The sequence below is a fragment of the Mesorhizobium sp. WSM4836 genome, assembly GCF_055811815.1.
On sequence record NZ_JBVVQF010000002.1, the window covers coordinates 293,155 to 308,850 of the forward strand.

15 protein-coding genes are annotated in these 15,696 nt (G+C 62.4%); 11 read left to right on the forward strand and 4 right to left on the reverse strand.

Going from position 1 to position 15,696, the window contains the following annotated elements; genetic code table 11:
• Positions 1 to 33 precede the first annotated feature (33 nt).
• The 8 genes from AC0L2P_RS03620 to AC0L2P_RS03655 all read left to right on the forward strand — a co-directional run bounded on the left by AC0L2P_RS03620 (position 34) and on the right by AC0L2P_RS03655 (position 10,101).
• Positions 34 to 684, forward strand: a complete 651-nt coding sequence (locus AC0L2P_RS03620; RefSeq protein ID WP_023719562.1) for an RNA-binding protein — start codon at positions 34 to 36, stop codon at positions 682 to 684.
• The gene (infB, locus tag AC0L2P_RS03625) at positions 681 to 3,248 is read left to right on the forward strand and encodes a translation initiation factor IF-2 (RefSeq protein ID WP_352664270.1); all 2,568 of its coding nucleotides are present in this window, start codon (positions 681 to 683) and stop codon (positions 3,246 to 3,248) included. Before AC0L2P_RS03620 ends, infB begins: the two co-directional genes overlap by 4 nt.
• Positions 3,249 to 3,371: 123 nt before the next feature.
• On the forward strand, positions 3,372 to 3,797 hold the full coding sequence (rbfA, locus tag AC0L2P_RS03630; protein WP_473499880.1) for a 30S ribosome-binding factor RbfA: 426 nt from the start codon (positions 3,372 to 3,374) through the stop codon (positions 3,795 to 3,797).
• On the forward strand, positions 3,797 to 4,750 hold the full coding sequence (gene truB / locus AC0L2P_RS03635) for a tRNA pseudouridine(55) synthase TruB (RefSeq protein ID WP_473499881.1): 954 nt from the start codon (positions 3,797 to 3,799) through the stop codon (positions 4,748 to 4,750). Before rbfA ends, truB begins: the two co-directional genes overlap by 1 nt.
• Before the next feature lie 145 nt (positions 4,751 to 4,895).
• Complete coding sequence (gene corA / locus AC0L2P_RS03640) at positions 4,896 to 5,990, forward strand: magnesium/cobalt transporter CorA (RefSeq protein WP_473499882.1); 1,095 nt, start codon at positions 4,896 to 4,898, stop codon at positions 5,988 to 5,990.
• Between the two features lie 140 nt (positions 5,991 to 6,130).
• A complete protein-coding gene (gene rpsO, locus AC0L2P_RS03645; protein WP_280940423.1) occupies positions 6,131 to 6,442 on the forward strand; it encodes a 30S ribosomal protein S15 in 312 nt (103 codons plus the stop codon).
• A gap of 408 nt (positions 6,443 to 6,850) precedes the next feature.
• Positions 6,851 to 8,998 (forward strand): polyribonucleotide nucleotidyltransferase, encoded by a 2,148-nt coding sequence (gene pnp / locus AC0L2P_RS03650; protein ID WP_473499883.1) that lies wholly within the window; start codon positions 6,851 to 6,853, stop codon positions 8,996 to 8,998.
• A gap of 89 nt (positions 8,999 to 9,087) precedes the next feature.
• Positions 9,088 to 10,101, forward strand: a complete 1,014-nt coding sequence (locus AC0L2P_RS03655; protein ID WP_473499884.1) for a class I SAM-dependent methyltransferase — start codon at positions 9,088 to 9,090, stop codon at positions 10,099 to 10,101.
• Positions 10,102 to 10,137: 36 nt separating this feature from the next.
• Here the strand turns inward: AC0L2P_RS03655 and fabI are convergent, their stop codons facing one another.
• From fabI to fabA, 3 genes are all read right to left on the reverse strand, one after another.
• Entirely contained in the window at positions 10,138 to 10,950 is an 813-nt protein-coding gene (fabI, locus tag AC0L2P_RS03660) for an enoyl-ACP reductase FabI (protein ID WP_473499885.1), read from the reverse strand.
• Between the two features lie 13 nt (positions 10,951 to 10,963).
• The gene (gene fabB, locus AC0L2P_RS03665) at positions 10,964 to 12,184 is read right to left on the reverse strand and encodes a beta-ketoacyl-ACP synthase I (protein ID WP_473499886.1); all 1,221 of its coding nucleotides are present in this window, start codon (positions 12,182 to 12,184) and stop codon (positions 10,964 to 10,966) included.
• A gap of 122 nt (positions 12,185 to 12,306) precedes the next feature.
• Positions 12,307 to 12,825 carry a 3-hydroxyacyl-[acyl-carrier-protein] dehydratase FabA gene (gene fabA / locus AC0L2P_RS03670; RefSeq protein ID WP_023676912.1) on the reverse strand — a complete coding sequence of 173 codons (519 nt, stop codon included), beginning with the start codon at positions 12,823 to 12,825 and terminating at the stop codon, positions 12,307 to 12,309.
• Between the two features lie 239 nt (positions 12,826 to 13,064).
• Between fabA and irrA the strand changes: the two genes are divergently transcribed.
• Together irrA and AC0L2P_RS03680 are read left to right on the forward strand one after the other, a co-directional pair.
• Positions 13,065 to 13,496, forward strand: a complete 432-nt coding sequence (gene irrA, locus AC0L2P_RS03675; RefSeq protein ID WP_023676913.1) for an iron response transcriptional regulator IrrA — start codon at positions 13,065 to 13,067, stop codon at positions 13,494 to 13,496.
• 10 nt (positions 13,497 to 13,506) lie between these two features.
• Entirely contained in the window at positions 13,507 to 13,866 is a 360-nt protein-coding gene (locus tag AC0L2P_RS03680; protein WP_473499887.1) for a DUF4260 domain-containing protein, read from the forward strand.
• Between the two features lie 81 nt (positions 13,867 to 13,947).
• Here the strand turns inward: AC0L2P_RS03680 and AC0L2P_RS03685 are convergent, their stop codons facing one another.
• Entirely contained in the window at positions 13,948 to 14,505 is a 558-nt protein-coding gene (locus AC0L2P_RS03685) for an SH3 domain-containing protein (RefSeq protein ID WP_473499888.1), read from the reverse strand.
• Positions 14,506 to 14,662: 157 nt separating this feature from the next.
• On the opposite strand from AC0L2P_RS03685, the gene AC0L2P_RS03690 reads away from it, so the two are divergent.
• On the forward strand, positions 14,663 to 15,664 hold the full coding sequence (locus AC0L2P_RS03690) for a 2-hydroxyacid dehydrogenase (protein WP_254816279.1): 1,002 nt from the start codon (positions 14,663 to 14,665) through the stop codon (positions 15,662 to 15,664).
• Positions 15,665 to 15,696: the final 32 nt, after the last annotated feature.

Here is a 15,696-nt window from a genome sequence, read left to right on the forward strand (position 1 = left end):
AACCGCATCGCACCGAACCCGCCCTTGGACGAGATGAACGATCGCACCTGCATCGTCACCCGCAGGCAAGCCGAACCGGATGAACTGATCCGTTTCGTCGTCGGCCCGGATTCGGCCGTCGTTCCGGACATCAAGAGAAACCTGCCCGGCCGCGGTTGCTGGGTGACGGCCGACCGCCTACATATAGACAAGGCAGCGGCGAAGAACCTGTTTGCCCGTGCTTTTAAGGCGCAGGTGACCGTGCCGGCCGATCTTGGCGGTATGGTCGATGCGCTGCTTTCCAGGTCCGCTCTGGGCATGCTTGGCCTGGCCCGCAAGGCGGGCGCCATAGCGCTCGGAGCGACCAAGGTCGAGAGTGCCGTGCGCGGCGGACTTGCACTTTTCGTGCTGCACGCGACCGAGGCCTCCGACGATGGCGTCCGCAAGATAAGCCAGGCGCGACGGGCAACCGTCCACCTCGGCGGGCCTGCGATCCGTGCTTACAAACTTTTCTCCGAGGCCGAGTTGAGCTTGGCATTGGGGGGTACAAATGTGATACATGCTGCCGTTCTCGCGGGAGACGCGGGCAGGGCGGTCCAGAAGCGCATGGTTGCGCTCGACCGATATCGGGGCGGTTCCCCGGACGATCTGGCAATGCTTGCGGCCGTTGCTGACGAAGATGATGCCGCAGAGGATATGGAATGAGCGATACGAAATCGGGCGACGACAAGACGCTGAGTGTTACGCCGAAGAAGACCTTGACGCTGAAGCGCCCCGGTATGGAACAGGGCACGGTGCGCCAGAACTTCTCGCACGGCCGCACCAAGTCGGTGGTCGTCGAGACCAAGAAGCGCAAGTTCTCGCTGCCCGGCGACAAGCCGGAGCCGGCGGCAGCGCCTGTGTCCGTCTTCACGCCGAAGCCGGTCGCGGCAGCGCCTGCCGTGCAGGAAGCTCCCAAGGCGCCGCCGCCTCCGCCGCCGGTCGAACGCGGCGGCATGGTGCTGAACGAGTTATCGCGCCAGGAAATGGAAGCACGCCGCCGGGCTCTCGAGGGCTCGAAGGTCCGCGACGTCGAGGATCGCCAGCGCGCCATCGAGGAGGCCAAGCGCCGCAGCGAGGACGAAGAGCGCCGCCGCCGCGAGCGCGAGGAATCGGCTCGCCGTCAGGCCGAGGAAGAGGCACGGCTGCAAGCCGAGGCTGAATCCCGCCGCCGTGCCGAGGAAGAGGCACGCCGCCGTGCGCCGCTCGCCGCCGAACTGGCAACAGTCGATGACGAGGAAGAGGTCAAGCCGAAGCGGACCGGTGCCGGTGCACCAGTGCGCCGTCTGGTCACGCCCGAAGTGGCGCGTCCTGCCAAGCCGACCAAGGGCGAGGAAGACCGCCGCCGCGGCAAGCTGACGCTGAATTCGGCTCTTTCCGACGAGGATGCGCGCGCCCGCTCGCTGTCGTCGATGCGCCGCCGTCAGGAGAAATTCAAGCGCGCGTTGCATAACGAGCCGCGCGAGAAAGTCATGCGTGAAGTGATCCTGCCCGAAACCATTACTATCCAGGAGCTGGCGCAGCGCATGTCCGAGCGCGCTGTCGACGTGGTCAAGTTCTTCATGAAGCAGGGCCAGATCCTGAAGCCTGGTGACGTGATCGACGCCGACACGGCCGAACTGGTCGCCACCGAATTTGGCCACACGGTCCGCCGTGTCGCCGAGTCCGATATCGAAGAGGGCTTGTTCAACATCGCCGATCGTCCAGAGGACCTGCAGCCGCGTCCGCCGGTGGTAACGATCATGGGCCATGTCGATCACGGCAAGACCTCGCTGCTCGATGCCATCCGCAATGCCAACGTCGTGTCCGGCGAAGCCGGCGGCATTACCCAGCATATCGGCGCTTATCAGGTCGAGAAGAACGGTCACAAGATCACCTTCATCGACACGCCCGGCCACGCCGCTTTCACGGCGATGCGTGCCCGCGGTGCCCAGGCGACCGATATTGCCATCCTCGTGGTGGCCGCCGACGACAGCGTCATGCCGCAGACGATCGAATCGATCAATCACGCCAAGGCGGCCGGCGTTCCGATCATCGTGGCGATCAACAAGATCGACAAGCATGACGCCGATCCGCAGAAGGTGCGCTCGGAACTGCTGCGCCACGAGGTGTTCGTCGAATCCATGGGCGGTGAGGTGCTGGATGTCGAGGTGTCGGCGACCAAGGGCATCAATCTCGACAAGTTGCTCGAAGCGATCCTGCTGCAGGCCGAAATCCTCGACCTGAAGGCCAATCCGGACCGCACCGCCGAAGGCGTTGTCATCGAAGCCCAGCTCGACAAGGGCCGCGGCCCAGTCGCCACCGTGCTGGTGCAGACCGGCACGTTGATGCCGGGCGACATTCTCGTCGCCGGCAACGAATGGGGCCGGGTGCGCGCGCTCGTCAACGATCGCGGCGAGCAGGTCAAGGAAGCGCCGCCGGCAATGCCGGTGGAAGTCCTTGGTCTGCAAGGTACGCCGCTAGCCGGCGACCGCTTCGCCGTTGTCAACAACGAAGCCCGTGCCCGCGAGATCACCGAATACCGCCAACGTCTGGCGCGTGAGAAGGCGGTGGCCAGGCATGCCGGCCAGCGCGGCTCGCTTGAACAGATGATGTCGCAATTGCAGACCAGCGGATTGAAGGAATTCCCGCTGGTCATCAAGGGCGACGTGCAGGGCTCGATCGAGGCGATCAATGCGGCGCTGGACAATCTCGGCACCGACGAGGTGCGCGCCCGAATCGTCCATGCGGGGGCTGGCGGCATCACCGAAAGCGACGTGTCGCTGGCGGAAACCTCGGGAGCTGCGATCATCGGCTTCAATGTTCGCGCCAATGCGCAGGCCCGCGCGGCCGCGGCTGCGGCAGGCATCGAGATCCGCTACTATTCGATCATCTACAATCTGGTCGATGATGTGAAAGCGGCGCTCTCCGGCCTGCTCTCTCCGGAGCGTCGCGAGACCTTCATCGGCAATGCCGAGATCCTCGAGATCTTCGACATCACCAAGGTCGGCAAGATCGCCGGCTGCCGTGTCACGGAAGGCAAGGTCGAACGTGGTGCGGGCGTGCGCCTGATCCGCGACAATGTCGTCATCCACGAAGGCACGCTGAAGACCCTGAAGCGCTTCAAGGACGAGGTTTCGGAAGTTCCGGGCGGCCAGGAATGCGGCATGGCCTTCCAGAACTACGAAGACATGCGCGTCGGAGACGTCATCGAGTGCTTCCGCGTCGAGATGGTGACCAGGACGCTCTGAGCTCGAACTTTCGAGTTCAGGCATCCATCGAGACCGGGCGGTGGTCGAAAGACCGCCGCCCAAACCATATGAGACATGTGGCGCGGTCCTATCCCGCGTCCCACGATTTCAGGATAGAGAAAAATGCCCCGTTCAACCACATCAGGCCCGTCTCAGCGCATGCTGCGCGTCGGCGAGCAGGTGCGCCATGCGCTGTCCGAGAGCTTGCAGCGCGGCGAGATCCTCGATCCGCTGATCGAGAACGCTGTGGTTTCGGTCTCGGAAGTGCGCATGTCGCCCGATCTGAAGATCGCCACCGCCTTCGTCTCGCCGCTCGGCGCCAAGGATGCCGGCGTGGTGGTCGAGGCGCTCAACAAGCATGCGAAGTTCGTTCGCGGCCGCGTTTCCGGCGCGCTGCGGCAGATGAAGTACATGCCGGAATTTCGCTTCCGGCTCGACACCAGCTACGACAATTTCCAGAAGATCAACGAATTGCTGCACTCGCCCGAAGTGGCGCGCGATCTTAGCGCCGACGACAAAGACAAAGGCGACCGGAAGGACAGCGAATAGTGGCGCGTCGCGGCAAGAAGAAGGGCCGGCCGATCTCGGGCTGGCTGATACTGGACAAGCCGGTCGGCATGGGCTCGACCGAGGCCGTCTCCAAGATCAAATGGCTGTTCCAGGCGGAAAAGGCCGGCCATGCCGGCACGCTCGACCCGCTCGCGTCCGGCATGCTGCCGATTGCGCTTGGCGAGGCGACCAAGACCGTGCCTTACGTCCAGGACGGCGCCAAGGTCTACCGCTTCACTGTCGCCTGGGGTGAGGAGCGTTCGACCGACGACCTCGAAGGCCCGGCGACCAAAAGCTCGGGCCGCCGTCCGGCGGAACCCGACGTGCTGGCGCTGCTTTCGAAATATACCGGCGTCATCATGCAGACGCCGCCGCAGTTTTCGGCAATCAAGATCGCCGGCGAGCGCGCCTATGATCTTGCCCGCGATGGCGAGACGGTCGACATTCCGGCACGCGAGGTCGAGATCGGCCGGCTCGATCTGGTCGAGCATAAGGCCGACCGCACTATCTTCGAGGTCGAATGCGGCAAGGGCACCTATGTCCGCTCGCTGGCCCGCGACATGGGCCGCGACCTTGGCTGCTTCGGCCACATCGCCGAGCTGCGGCGGGTCGAGGTCGAGCCGTTCACGCAGGAAGATTTCGTCACCCTGGCCGAGCTGGAAGCCGCCCGCTTCGGCGAGCAGGGCGAGCCGCAAGCAGCAGACGCCCCGATCGACTTCGGTGCCATCGATGCACTTCTGGTTGACACCGCCGCGGCGCTCGAATGCCTGCCGCAGGTCGCGATCAGCGATGATGCGGCAACCAAAATACGCCTCGGCAATCCGGTCATCATTCGCGGCCGTGACGCGCCGGTAGACGCTGACGAGGCCTGCGCCACCGCGCGCGGCAAGCTGGTCGCCATCGGCGCCATCGAGCAAGGCATGTTCAAGCCAAAGCGGGTCTTTGTCGGGTAACAGCTGTCTCTCGGCGCATGATCTCCAAACCGATTCTATTTTGGGAAAGGATCATGCGCTAAATCAACAGGGCTACGGCGTCGTTTGCCGCGCGAGGGGATGCGCGGCGCTGTAGTGCCATCCGACGCTGCACTCGAGGGGGCACATGGCAAAGGCTGGGACGGTCAAGAAGCGGGCGGTGCTCAACACACGGCGGCCGCCGGTCGGGGCTTCGCCCGGCACGCTGATCGCCGACCCGGCGGCACGCCGTTCAGACCTCAGGCTGACGTTGATCTCGCCTGAGAAGTTCAAGACGATCGACAATGCCAGCATCGACGACGTCAACACCCATTGCCACAATTGGCCGGTTATCTGGCTCGACTGCACGGGCCTCGCCAACATCCAGCTGATCGAGGAGATCGGCCGGATCTTCAACCTGCATCCGCTGGCGCTGGAAGATGTCGTCAACACGGGCCAGCGGCCGAAGGTGGATTTCTTCGAGGACCATGCCTTTGTCGTCGTCAGGATGATCGACGATGTCACCGCGCATCGCTACGAACAGATCACCGTCTTCTTAGGCAAGAACTTCGTCGTCACCTTCCAGGAGCGCGAAGGCGACCCGTTCGATCCCGTGCGCAAGCGGATCGCAAGCTCGGTACCTAACCGCCTGCGCTCGCGCGGCGCCGATTATCTCGCCTACGCTTTGATCGATGCGATCGTCGACAGCTATTTTCCGCCGATCGAGGCTGCCGGCGAATTGGTCGACAGCATCGAGGACCAGATGCTGAACCAGGCGCACAAGCACCAGATGCGGCAGCTTCATGAAATGCGGCGCGATGCCAATGTGCTGAAGGGCGTGCTTTGGCCGATGCGCGACGCGCTGGCGACCATGATCCGCAACGACGTCTCTTATGTAAAGGCCGAAACCAAGACATTCCTGAACGACACGCTCGATCATTCGCTGCGATTGATCGAACTGGTCGAAACCCAGCGCGACATGCTGACCGGCCTGATCGAGATGCACCTGTCGCTCAGCCAGGCGCGCACCAATGACGTCATCAGCTATCTGACGATCGTCTCGGTGATCTTCATGCCGCTCACCTTTCTCGTCGGCGTGTGGGGCATGAATTTCGATCCCGAAACTTCGCCCTGGAACATGCCGGAGCTAAAAGCCTATTACGGCTATCCCCTGTCGCTCGTCTTCATGCTGCTCGTTGCGGTCGGGCTCTACGCGTACTTCAAATGGAAGAAATGGCTCTGACCGAGCGGAAGTGCCCGTTTATGCAGCAAAAAGCCGGCTTGTGAATTGGGCTGGCCTTTTTGTCGGAATTGCACTATATGCGCCGCAGCTTCGCGCTTTGACGCGTTGCTTGCACCGGCCCCTGCTGGACGACATCCCGGCTGAGGGCGTCCCGTTTCCTCAAACAGACAAGGAAAAACACGATGTCGATTACTGCCGAACGCAAAAAGGAATTGATGGGCGAATTCGCGACCGCCAAGGGCGACACCGGGTCTCCGGAAGTACAGGTCGCCATCCTTTCCGAGCGCATCAAGAACCTGACCGACCATTTCAAGGACCACAAGAAGGATAACCATTCCCGCCGTGGTCTGCTCGCTCTCGTTTCCCAGCGCCGCAGCCTGCTTGATTATCTCAAGCGCAAGGACGACGCGCGCTATCAGACGCTGATCGAGAAGCTCGGTCTGCGCCGTTGACGAATTGACCGGCGGGTTCTTTCGAGAGCCCGCCGGTCGCGCATTGGAGCATCGGATCATCCAAGGCTCCAATGAAGAAAGCAGAGCGCCGCGCACCGGTTTGGACGCGAAAAAGGACGCTCTGAAGTTTTAGATTTGCGCAGGATACTTTCCGAAAACCTGGTTTTCGGGTTCACGCGCAAGGCCAGTCGGATCGATTGGCCAACCCGGTTTCGAAACAGCAGAGGGCCACTCGAAACCGCCCATGGACGGTCATGGGGCAGGATTGCAGGACGCTCGTGCGGCACCGCGCCGAAAAGCCGAGCCTCCCGTTGTCTTGCCCGTGGCTGCCCGAGAAAGGAAGCCAAGGGAAAGGGGCATCCGCGCACGCTGAACGGCGCGGCCCTTTCCGCATACGAAGGACAAGACATGTTCAATTACCACAAAGTGGAAATCGAATGGGGCGGCCGCCCGCTCATTCTCGAAACCGGCAAGATCGCACGTCAGGCTGACGGCGCGGTGCTGGCCACCTATGGCGAAACCAAGGTTCTCGCCACCGTCGTCTCGATGAAAGAGCCGAAGCCCGGCCTCGATTTCTTCCCGCTGACGGTCAACTACCAGGAAAAGACTTACGCCGCCGGCAAGATCCCGGGTGGCTATTTCAAGCGTGAAGGCCGTCCGAGCGAGAAGGAAACCCTGGTTTCCCGCCTGATCGATCGCCCGATCCGCCCGCTCTTCGCCGAAGGCTACAAGAACGACACCCAGATCGTCGTCACCGTCGTCCAGCACGATCTCGAAAATGACCCGGACATCCTGTCGATTGTCGCCACCTCCGCCGCCCTGACCTTGTCCGGCGTGCCGTTCATGGGTCCGGTTGGCGGCGCCCGCGTCGGCTACATCAACGGCGAATACGTTCTCAACCCGCATGTCGACGAGATGCAGGAATCGAAGCTCGACCTGGTCGTCGCCGGCACCGCCGACGCCGTGCTGATGGTCGAGTCCGAAGCCAAGGAACTCGGCGAGGACCTTATGCTCGGCGCCGTCATGTTCGGCCACAGGGGCTTCCAGCCGGTGATCGACGCGATCATCAAGCTGGCCGAAGTCGCGGCCAAGGACCCGCGCGACTTCACCGCGCTGGACTATTCCGCACTTGAAGCCGAGATGCTCGAGATCGTCGAAGGCGAGCTTCGCGACGCCTACAAGATCACCGACAAGCAGAAGCGCTATGCCGCCGTCGACGCTGTCAAGGCGAAGGTCAAGGCCGCGTTCGCGCCGGCAGAAGGCGAAGAGGCCAAATACACGTCCGAACAGATCGGCACGGTGTTCAAGGAACTCCAGGCCAAGGTCGTACGCTGGAACATCCTCGACACCGGCTCGCGCATCGACGGCCGCGACCTGAAGACGGTGCGCAACATCGTCTCGGAAGTCGGCGTGCTGCCGCGCACGCACGGCTCGGCGCTGTTCACTCGCGGCGAGACCCAGGCGCTGGTCGTCGCCACGCTCGGCACCGGCGAGGACGAGCAGTATGTCGATTCGCTGACCGGCATGTACAAGGAGAAGTTCCTCCTGCACTACAACTTCCCTCCCTATTCGGTCGGTGAAACCGGCCGCATGGGTTCGCCGGGCCGCCGCGAAATCGGCCATGGCAAGCTCGCCTGGCGCGCCATCCGGCCGATGCTGCCGACCGCCGACCAGTTCCCCTATACGTTGCGCGTCGTTTCGGAGATCACCGAGTCCAACGGCTCGTCCTCGATGGCGACCGTCTGCGGCACCTCGCTGGCTCTGATGGACGCCGGCGTGCCGCTTGCCAAGCCGGTCGCCGGCATTGCGATGGGCCTGATCAAGGAAGGCGAGCGCTTCGCCGTGCTCTCCGACATCCTTGGCGACGAGGACCACCTCGGCGACATGGACTTCAAGGTTGCCGGCACCGCGTATGGCATCACCTCGCTGCAGATGGACATCAAGATCGAGGGCATCACCGAAGAGATCATGAAGATCGCGCTGGACCAGGCCAAGGAGGGCCGCCAGCATATCCTCGGCGAAATGGCCCATGCGCTCTCCGGCGCGCGTGCCGAGCTCGGCGAGTTCGCGCCCCGCATCGAGGTCATGCACATCCCGACCGACAAGATCCGCGACGTGATCGGCTCGGGCGGCAAGGTCATCCGCGAGATCGTCGAAAAGACCGGCGCCAAGATCAACATCGAGGACGACGGCACGGTCAAGATCGCTTCGGCCAATGCCAAGGAGATCGAGGCGGCGAAGAAGTGGATACACACCATCGTCGCCGAGCCGGAAGTCGGTGAAATCTACGAAGGCACGGTCGTCAAGACCGCCGACTTCGGCGCTTTCGTCAACTTCTTCGGTCCGCGTGACGGCCTCGTCCATATCTCGCAGCTCGCCAATGACCGCGTCGCCAAGACCTCCGATGTAGTCAAGGAAGGCGACAAGGTCTGGGTCAAGCTGATGGGCTTCGACGAGCGTGGCAAGGTCCGCCTGTCGATGAAAGTCGTCGACCAGGCCACCGGCAAGGAAATCGCGCGCGACAAGAAGAGCGAAGGCGAAGAAAACGCCGCCTAAGCTGATCTAGCTATGCAATCGAAGCGGGCGCGCCGGAAGGTCGCGCCCGTCTGCATTTCAACAACCGCCTTGCAGTTCAAGAGTGGTGAATGTCCGCCAAGCCGCTGAAGACGCTTTTCCATCCATTCGAGGCCGGGGCTGTTTCCTTGCCACGAAAGGATGAACGCATTCTCTTTCTCGGTGCCGAGCCCGGCTTTCGCTTGCCCGAAGGCTTTGATGCCAAGCTTCATCTCGTCCAAGGCTTCAGGCCGCATTTTCGCGCCTTGCAGTCATCCGGCTTCACTATCACGCCGCGAGCGGGAGGCGAGGCTTTCGACGCAGCGCTAGTGCTCGCTGGCCGCCATCGCGGCCAAAACGAGTTGCGCGTCGCCGAAGCGGTCCAATGCGTGGCACCAGGCGGCTTAATCGTCGTCGCCGGCGGCAAGGACGATGGCACCGCCAGCCTGCGCAAGCATGTCGGCGCCCTTGTGCCGCTCGAAGGCCACCTGCCGAAGCATCACGGCATTGCCTTCTGGTTTCGCCGGCCGGCCGGTACCGTTGCCGCGGCAACGCTTCGCGCCGCCAATCCGGGCCTGGTGGTCGAGGACCGCTTCCGCACGGCCCCAGGCATGTTTTCCTTCGACAAGATCGATGTGGGATCGAAGCTGTTGGTCGAAAATCTGCCCAACGATCTGCGTGGCAGCGTTGCGGATTTCTGTGCCGGTTGGGGCTATGTCGCCGCCGAGGTCGCCGCCCGCTCACCCGGCATATCGGCGCTTGACCTTTACGAAGCGGATTTCGAGGCGCTGGAGGCGGCGAAGGCCAATATCGGCAACACAGGCGTGGAGCCACGTTTCTTCTGGATGGATCTTTTGAGCGAACCGGTCGAGCGCCGCTATGACGGGGTTGTCATGAACCCGCCCTTTCACCGCAGCCGAGCGACTGAGCCGGAAATCGGTGCCGGCATGATCCGCGCGGCAGGCAAGGCGCTGAAGCCGGGCGGCCGGTTGTTCATGGTGGCAAACCGTCAGCTTCCCTACGAACCGGTGCTGGCGGCCGCCTTCTCCAGCCATGCGGAGCTCGCCCGCGACGGCATGTTCACGGTCTTCTCGGCGCGACGCTGAAACGCTGCGGGGCAAGCCGGCGACACGTCGCTCGCGCTATTCCCGCCCGCCGTCGGTCTGCTTCAACTCGTCAAGCGTCGGCATGGACACGATGTGATAGCCGGAATCGACATAGTGGATTTCGCCAGTGACGCCGGAGGACAGGTCGGACAGCAAATAGAGCGCGGAGCCGCCGACTTCGTCGATCGTCACCGTGCGGCGTAGCGGCGAGTTGCGCTGCTGGTACGAGAACATGTGGCGTGCGTCGGAAATACCAGCGCCCGCAAGCGTCCGCACCGGTCCAGCCGATATGCCGTTCACCCTGATGCCGCGCGGGCCGTAGTCGTTGGCTAGATAACGGACGCTGGCCTCCAGCCCGGCCTTGGCGACCCCCATGACGTTGTAGTTCGGCATGACGCGGACCGAACCGGCATAGGTCAGCGTGATCATCGAACCGCTGGCTTTCATCAACCTGGCGGCGTGGCGGGCGACCTCGGTGAAGGAGTAGCAGGAGATCACCATGGTGCGGATGAAGTTGTCGCGGCTGGTGTCGGCGTAGAGGCCCTTCAGCTCGTTCTTGTCGGAAAAGCCGATGGCATGGACGACGAAATCCAGCCCGCCCCACGCCGTGCCAAGGGTCTCGAAGGTAGCAGCGACCGATGCGCTGTCCTCTACGTCGCAAGGCACTACCAGCGATGCGCCCAGTCTATCGGCGAGAGGCTTGACCCGGCGCCCGAAGGCCTCGCCCTGATAGGTGAAGGCGAGTTCCGCGCCATGTTCGGACAGTTTGCGGGCGATACCCCAGGCGATCGAATGATCGTTGGCAACACCCATGACAAGCCCGCGCTTGCCCTTCATCAATCCGTCCATGGTCGGCAAATCCTTATGCGGGATAGCGCTGGAAAATCAGCGTAGCGTTGGTGCCACCGAAACCGAACGAATTGGACAAAACGGTGTTGATCCTGGCTTCGTCGATGCGCTTGCGCACGATCGGCATGCCTTCGAATTCCGGATCGAGGTTGTCAATGTGGGCGCTCTCGCCGATGAATCCGCCTTGCATCATCAGGATCGAGTAGATCGATTCCTGCACGCCGGCGGCACCCAGCGAATGGCCGGTGAGCGATTTGGTCGACGTGATGAAAGGCATCTTTTCGCCGAACACCTCGCGGATGGCGCCCATTTCCTTGGAGTCGCCGACCGGCGTCGAGGTGCCGTGCGTATTGATGTAGTCGACCGGCGAGGACACCGTTGCGAGCGCCTGCTTCATGCAACGCGCCGCGCCTTCGCCCGACGGCGCCACCATGTCGTAGCCGTCCGAGGTCGCGCCATAGCCGACGATCTCGGCATAGATCTTGGCGCCGCGTGCCTTGGCATGCTCGAGCTCTTCAAGAATCAGCACGCCGGCTCCGCCGGCAATGACAAAACCGTCGCGATCGACATCGTAGGCGCGGGAGGCGACCGATGCCCTGTCGTTGAACTTGGACGACATGGCGCCCATGGCATCGAAGAGATCCGACATCGTCCAGTCGAGATCCTCATGGCCGCCGGCGAAGACGATGTCCTGCTTGCCCCACTGGATCAACTCGTAGCCATTGCCGATGCAATGCGCGGACGTCGAGCAGGCCGATGAGATCGAATAGTTGACGCCGTGGATCTTGAACCAGGTGGCAAGCGTCGCCGACGCGGTTGACGACATCGCCTTTGGCACCGCGAAGGGGCCGATCCGCTTGGGACTGCCGTTCTTGATCGTGGTCTCGGCCGCTTCGACGATTGCACGGGTCGACGGTCCGCCGGAGCCCATCACGATGCCGGTGCGCTCGTTGGTGATGTCGGTCTCGTTGAGGCCGGCGTCTGCGATCGCCTGGTCCATTGCGACATGGTTCCAGGCAGCACCCTGCGACAGGAAGCGCATGGCGCGACGGTCGATCATGCCCGATGGATCCAGCGTCGGCGCACCCCACACCCGGCAACGGAAGCCATGCTCAGCGAAAGAGTCGGAGAAGCTGATGCCGGATCTTGCCTCGTGCAGCGAGGTCTGCACCTCGTTGGCATTGTTACCGATCGACGACACGATGCCGAGACCTGTGACTACGACCCGTCTCATTCGCAACTCCTTCCAGTGCGGACCCCGAAACCTGAAATTGATTCCGGAACGGAACCATGCGCAAAATTAAAGTGCTACAGCGTCCTTTGGACGTCCAAGACCTGGCACTGTAGGGTCTTCGTTCAGACGGCCGCCGATTGCTTGGACAGACCGACCTTCAGATCCGTTGCCGCATATATGGGCTCGCCATCTGCCTTCAACCAGCCATCGGCGATGCCAAGCACAAGCCGACCGCGCATCACTCGCTTGAAGTCGACGCCATACTCCACCTTCTTGACCGAAGGCGTGACCATGCCTTTGAACCTCACCTCGCCGGTCGACAGCGCCATCCCCTTGCCGGGTTCGCCGAGCCATCCGAGATAGAACCCCGTCAACTGCCACATGGCATCCAGGCCCAGGCATCCCGGCATGATCGGATTGCCGATGAAATGGCAGGCGAAGAACCACAAATCCGGCTTGATATCGAATTCCGCGCGGATAAAACCCTTGTCGAACGCGCCGCCAGTTTCGCTGATCTCGGTGATGCGGTCGAACATCAGCATCGGCGGATAGGGCAGCTGCGCATTTCCCGGTCCGAACAGCTCGCCGCGGGCGCAGGCAAGCAATTCCTCGTAACCGTAGCTGGATTTCGAACCCGCCATCAATCTCGTCCCCGTGATCGTCCCGGGCGATAGGCGCCCTTGTCGGTGGTTTCCTAACACAATCTGTTTCAGGCCGGAAACCGGCGTTTGCGCTTAACCTGCCCGTCTGTCCGGGTCAATGCGCGCTATTGATCGCATTCGGCCGACAGAATATATGTCAGCACATGTCCAATTTCCGCAGATGCTCAATTTCTGTCATTTTGGGCGTGTCTGAGGCGAGCTGTGAGCGCGACGGATAGATGGATCTGGGTTGCCGGAAGGATAATGTCGCTGTGGACAAGCGGGTTCGCGAGGCCGGTCTGAGGCCGACACGCCAGCGCATCGCGCTGGCCGATCTGCTTTTCGCCAAGGGCGACCGCCACCTTTCGGCCGAGGAACTGCACGAGGAGGCGCTTGCCGCCGGCGTGCCGGTGTCTCTGGCCACCGTCTACAATGCTCTGCACCAGTTTACCCAGGCCGGCCTTCTGCGCATCCTTGCCGTCGAGGGATCGAAGACTTATTTCGACACCAACACCTCCGATCACCATCATTTCTATATCGAGGGCGAAAACAGGATCTTCGATATCGATAGCGGCCCTGTGACGGTTTCCAACCTGCCGGAACCGCCGGAAGGCATGGAGATCGCCAATGTCGATATCGTGGTGAGACTGCGCCCGAAACGCTGCGACTGACCGGCGCCTTATGAAATTCCTGGATTTGACGCTCCGGCTCGAATGGGTCGCCGTTGCGGTGGCGGCCCTTGTCTTCTATGCAATCGCCGGTGTTTCCTGGTGGCTATTTGCCGTGCTCATTCTGACGCCCGACCTGTCGATGCTGGGTTACATGGCAGGACCGCGCGTCGGGGCCGTCGCTTACAACGCCTTGCACATGCTGATCTTGCCCGTTCTGCTGGCGCTTGCCGGCAGCGTCTTTGACAATGCAATGGCGATAGCTGTTGCGCTGATCTGGATCGCCCACATCGCCATCGACCGCGCTCTGGGCTATGGCTTGAAGCTGTCGAGCAGTTTCCAGGATACCCATCTCGGCCGTATCGGCCGCTAAACCATCCCCGAACCGACGATCAGCGATACAAACGCCGGATCCGGTGCTTTCAGCGCTGGCCCGACCTCTGGTTCGGAAACGTCAGTTCTTGAACTTCTCGCCGGGATAGGCACCCCAGACGAGCGACTGCGCGAGCCAGCCGGTATGGCCGTCGAAGGTCATTTCGCACCACTGGCCATCGCAGGACTTGATCGTTCCCATCACCCCCGGTTCGAGGATCGCGATGACGCCTGCATCTTTTGCCGGGTCGTCGAGGAGGTTGACGCGAGCGTCCTTGCCGCGCTGCCAGGGGGCGACGATCGCCGTGCGGCGGCCCGAAAGCAGCGACTGATTGATCCAGCCTTCCGAGCCGTCGGCATCGCGCACACGGCGCCACGTATCGAACTCCTGGATGATCTCCATCGGCAGGCCTGGCTTCATATACATCCAGTCGACGGAATAATTGACGCCCGGCCCAACGCGCGAGTTGACGCGGCCGGATTTCAGACTGACGAAGCGCGGTAGCGGCAAGCCACTTGGTCCGAGCGTGACGCTCTGGGCGGGTGCCGCGGCACTTTGGGCCATCACCAGTGGGCTATGGATGAGAGCGCCGAGGAATGCTGCACTGAGGGTCAGGCGGAGCGACGCGAAACCAGACACTTTCGTTCCTTTCGGCGCCGGCGCATCGGCCTTCGCGCCCCTTTTTCTTTGTCTTCGGCGGAACCGCTTGTTACATGGATGACCGGTACCGCGATCGGCTCTCAGTTTCGCCGTTCTTGGTTAAAGAGGTCTCAACGAGATCGGGTTCGAGGAAACAATGGCAGGCAAAAAGAAGCCCCTCGTCATCATCACGCGCAAGTTGCCTGACCCGGTCGAGACCCGCATGCGCGAGTTGTTCGACGCCCGCTTGAATGTCGAGGACAGGCCGATGACGCAGCCGGAATTAGTGGCGGCAGTCAAGGAGGCTGACGTGCTGGTGCCGACCGTGACTGACAATATCGATGCGGCGCTGATTGCCCAGGCTGGCGACAACCTCAAGCTGATCGCCAATTTCGGCAATGGCGTCGACAAGATCGATGTTGCGGCAGCGGCCAAGAAAGGCATCACCGTCACCAACACGCCAAACGTGTTGACCGAAGATACGGCCGACATGACCATGGCGCTGATGTTGGCCGTGCCGCGGCGGCTGGCCGAAGGCGCCAACGTGCTGACCGGCGACAAGAAATGGGCGGGCTGGTCGCCGACCTGGATGCTCGGCCGGCGCATCTGGGGCAAACGGCTCGGCATTGTCGGCATGGGCCGCATCGGCACCGCCGTCGCCAGGCGCGCCAAGGCCTTTGGCCTCTCGATCCACTACCACAACCGCCACCGCGTGCTGCCGGCAATCGAGGACGAGTTGGAGGCGACGTATTGGGAAAGCCTCGATCAGATGCTCGCCCGCATGGACATTATCTCGGTCAATTGCCCATCGACACCGGCAACCTTCCACCTGCTTTCGGCGCGGCGGCTGGCGCTTCTGCAACCGTCGGCTTACATAGTCAACACGGCGCGCGGCGATATCATTGATGAGGAATCGCTGGTCAAGCTCATCCATGACGGCAAGATCGCCGGCGCCGGCCTCGACGTCTACGAGCATGAGCCGGCGCTGAACAGCAAGCTGCTGAAGCTTGCTCACAAAGGCAAGGTCGTGCTGTTGCCACATATGGGCTCGGCGACGCTCGAAGGCCGTATCGATATGGGCGAGAAGGTGATCATCAATATCCGCGCCTTCTTCGACGGTCATCGCCCGCCCGACCGCGTGCTGCCGCTGCGGGCGTGACCTGCCATCACGCCGGCATTGTCTTGCCGCGG

Bases quoted from the DNA above. Each gene is read 5' to 3' on its own strand.
- AC0L2P_RS03655 (WP_473499884.1), top strand. From the start codon at position 9,088: ATGTCCGCCAAGCCGCTGAAGACGCTTTTCCATCCATTCGAGGCCGGG.
- pnp (WP_473499883.1), top strand. From the start codon at position 6,851: ATGTTCAATTACCACAAAGTGGAAATCGAATGGGGCGGCCGCCCGCTC.
- fabI (WP_473499885.1), bottom strand. From the start codon at position 10,950: ATGGACGGATTGATGAAGGGCAAGCGCGGGCTTGTCATGGGTGTTGCC.
- fabA (WP_023676912.1), bottom strand. From the start codon at position 12,825: ATGGCGGGTTCGAAATCCAGCTACGGTTACGAGGAATTGCTTGCCTGC.
- AC0L2P_RS03690 (WP_254816279.1), top strand. From the start codon at position 14,663: ATGGCAGGCAAAAAGAAGCCCCTCGTCATCATCACGCGCAAGTTGCCT.
- AC0L2P_RS03680 (WP_473499887.1), top strand. From the start codon at position 13,507: ATGAAATTCCTGGATTTGACGCTCCGGCTCGAATGGGTCGCCGTTGCG.
- AC0L2P_RS03620 (WP_023719562.1), top strand. From the start codon at position 34: ATGAACGATCGCACCTGCATCGTCACCCGCAGGCAAGCCGAACCGGAT.
- irrA (WP_023676913.1), top strand. From the start codon at position 13,065: ATGGATCTGGGTTGCCGGAAGGATAATGTCGCTGTGGACAAGCGGGTT.
- fabB (WP_473499886.1), bottom strand. From the start codon at position 12,184: ATGAGACGGGTCGTAGTCACAGGTCTCGGCATCGTGTCGTCGATCGGT.
- infB (WP_352664270.1), top strand. From the start codon at position 681: ATGAGCGATACGAAATCGGGCGACGACAAGACGCTGAGTGTTACGCCG.
- corA (WP_473499882.1), top strand. From the start codon at position 4,896: ATGGCAAAGGCTGGGACGGTCAAGAAGCGGGCGGTGCTCAACACACGG.
- rbfA (WP_473499880.1), top strand. From the start codon at position 3,372: ATGCCCCGTTCAACCACATCAGGCCCGTCTCAGCGCATGCTGCGCGTC.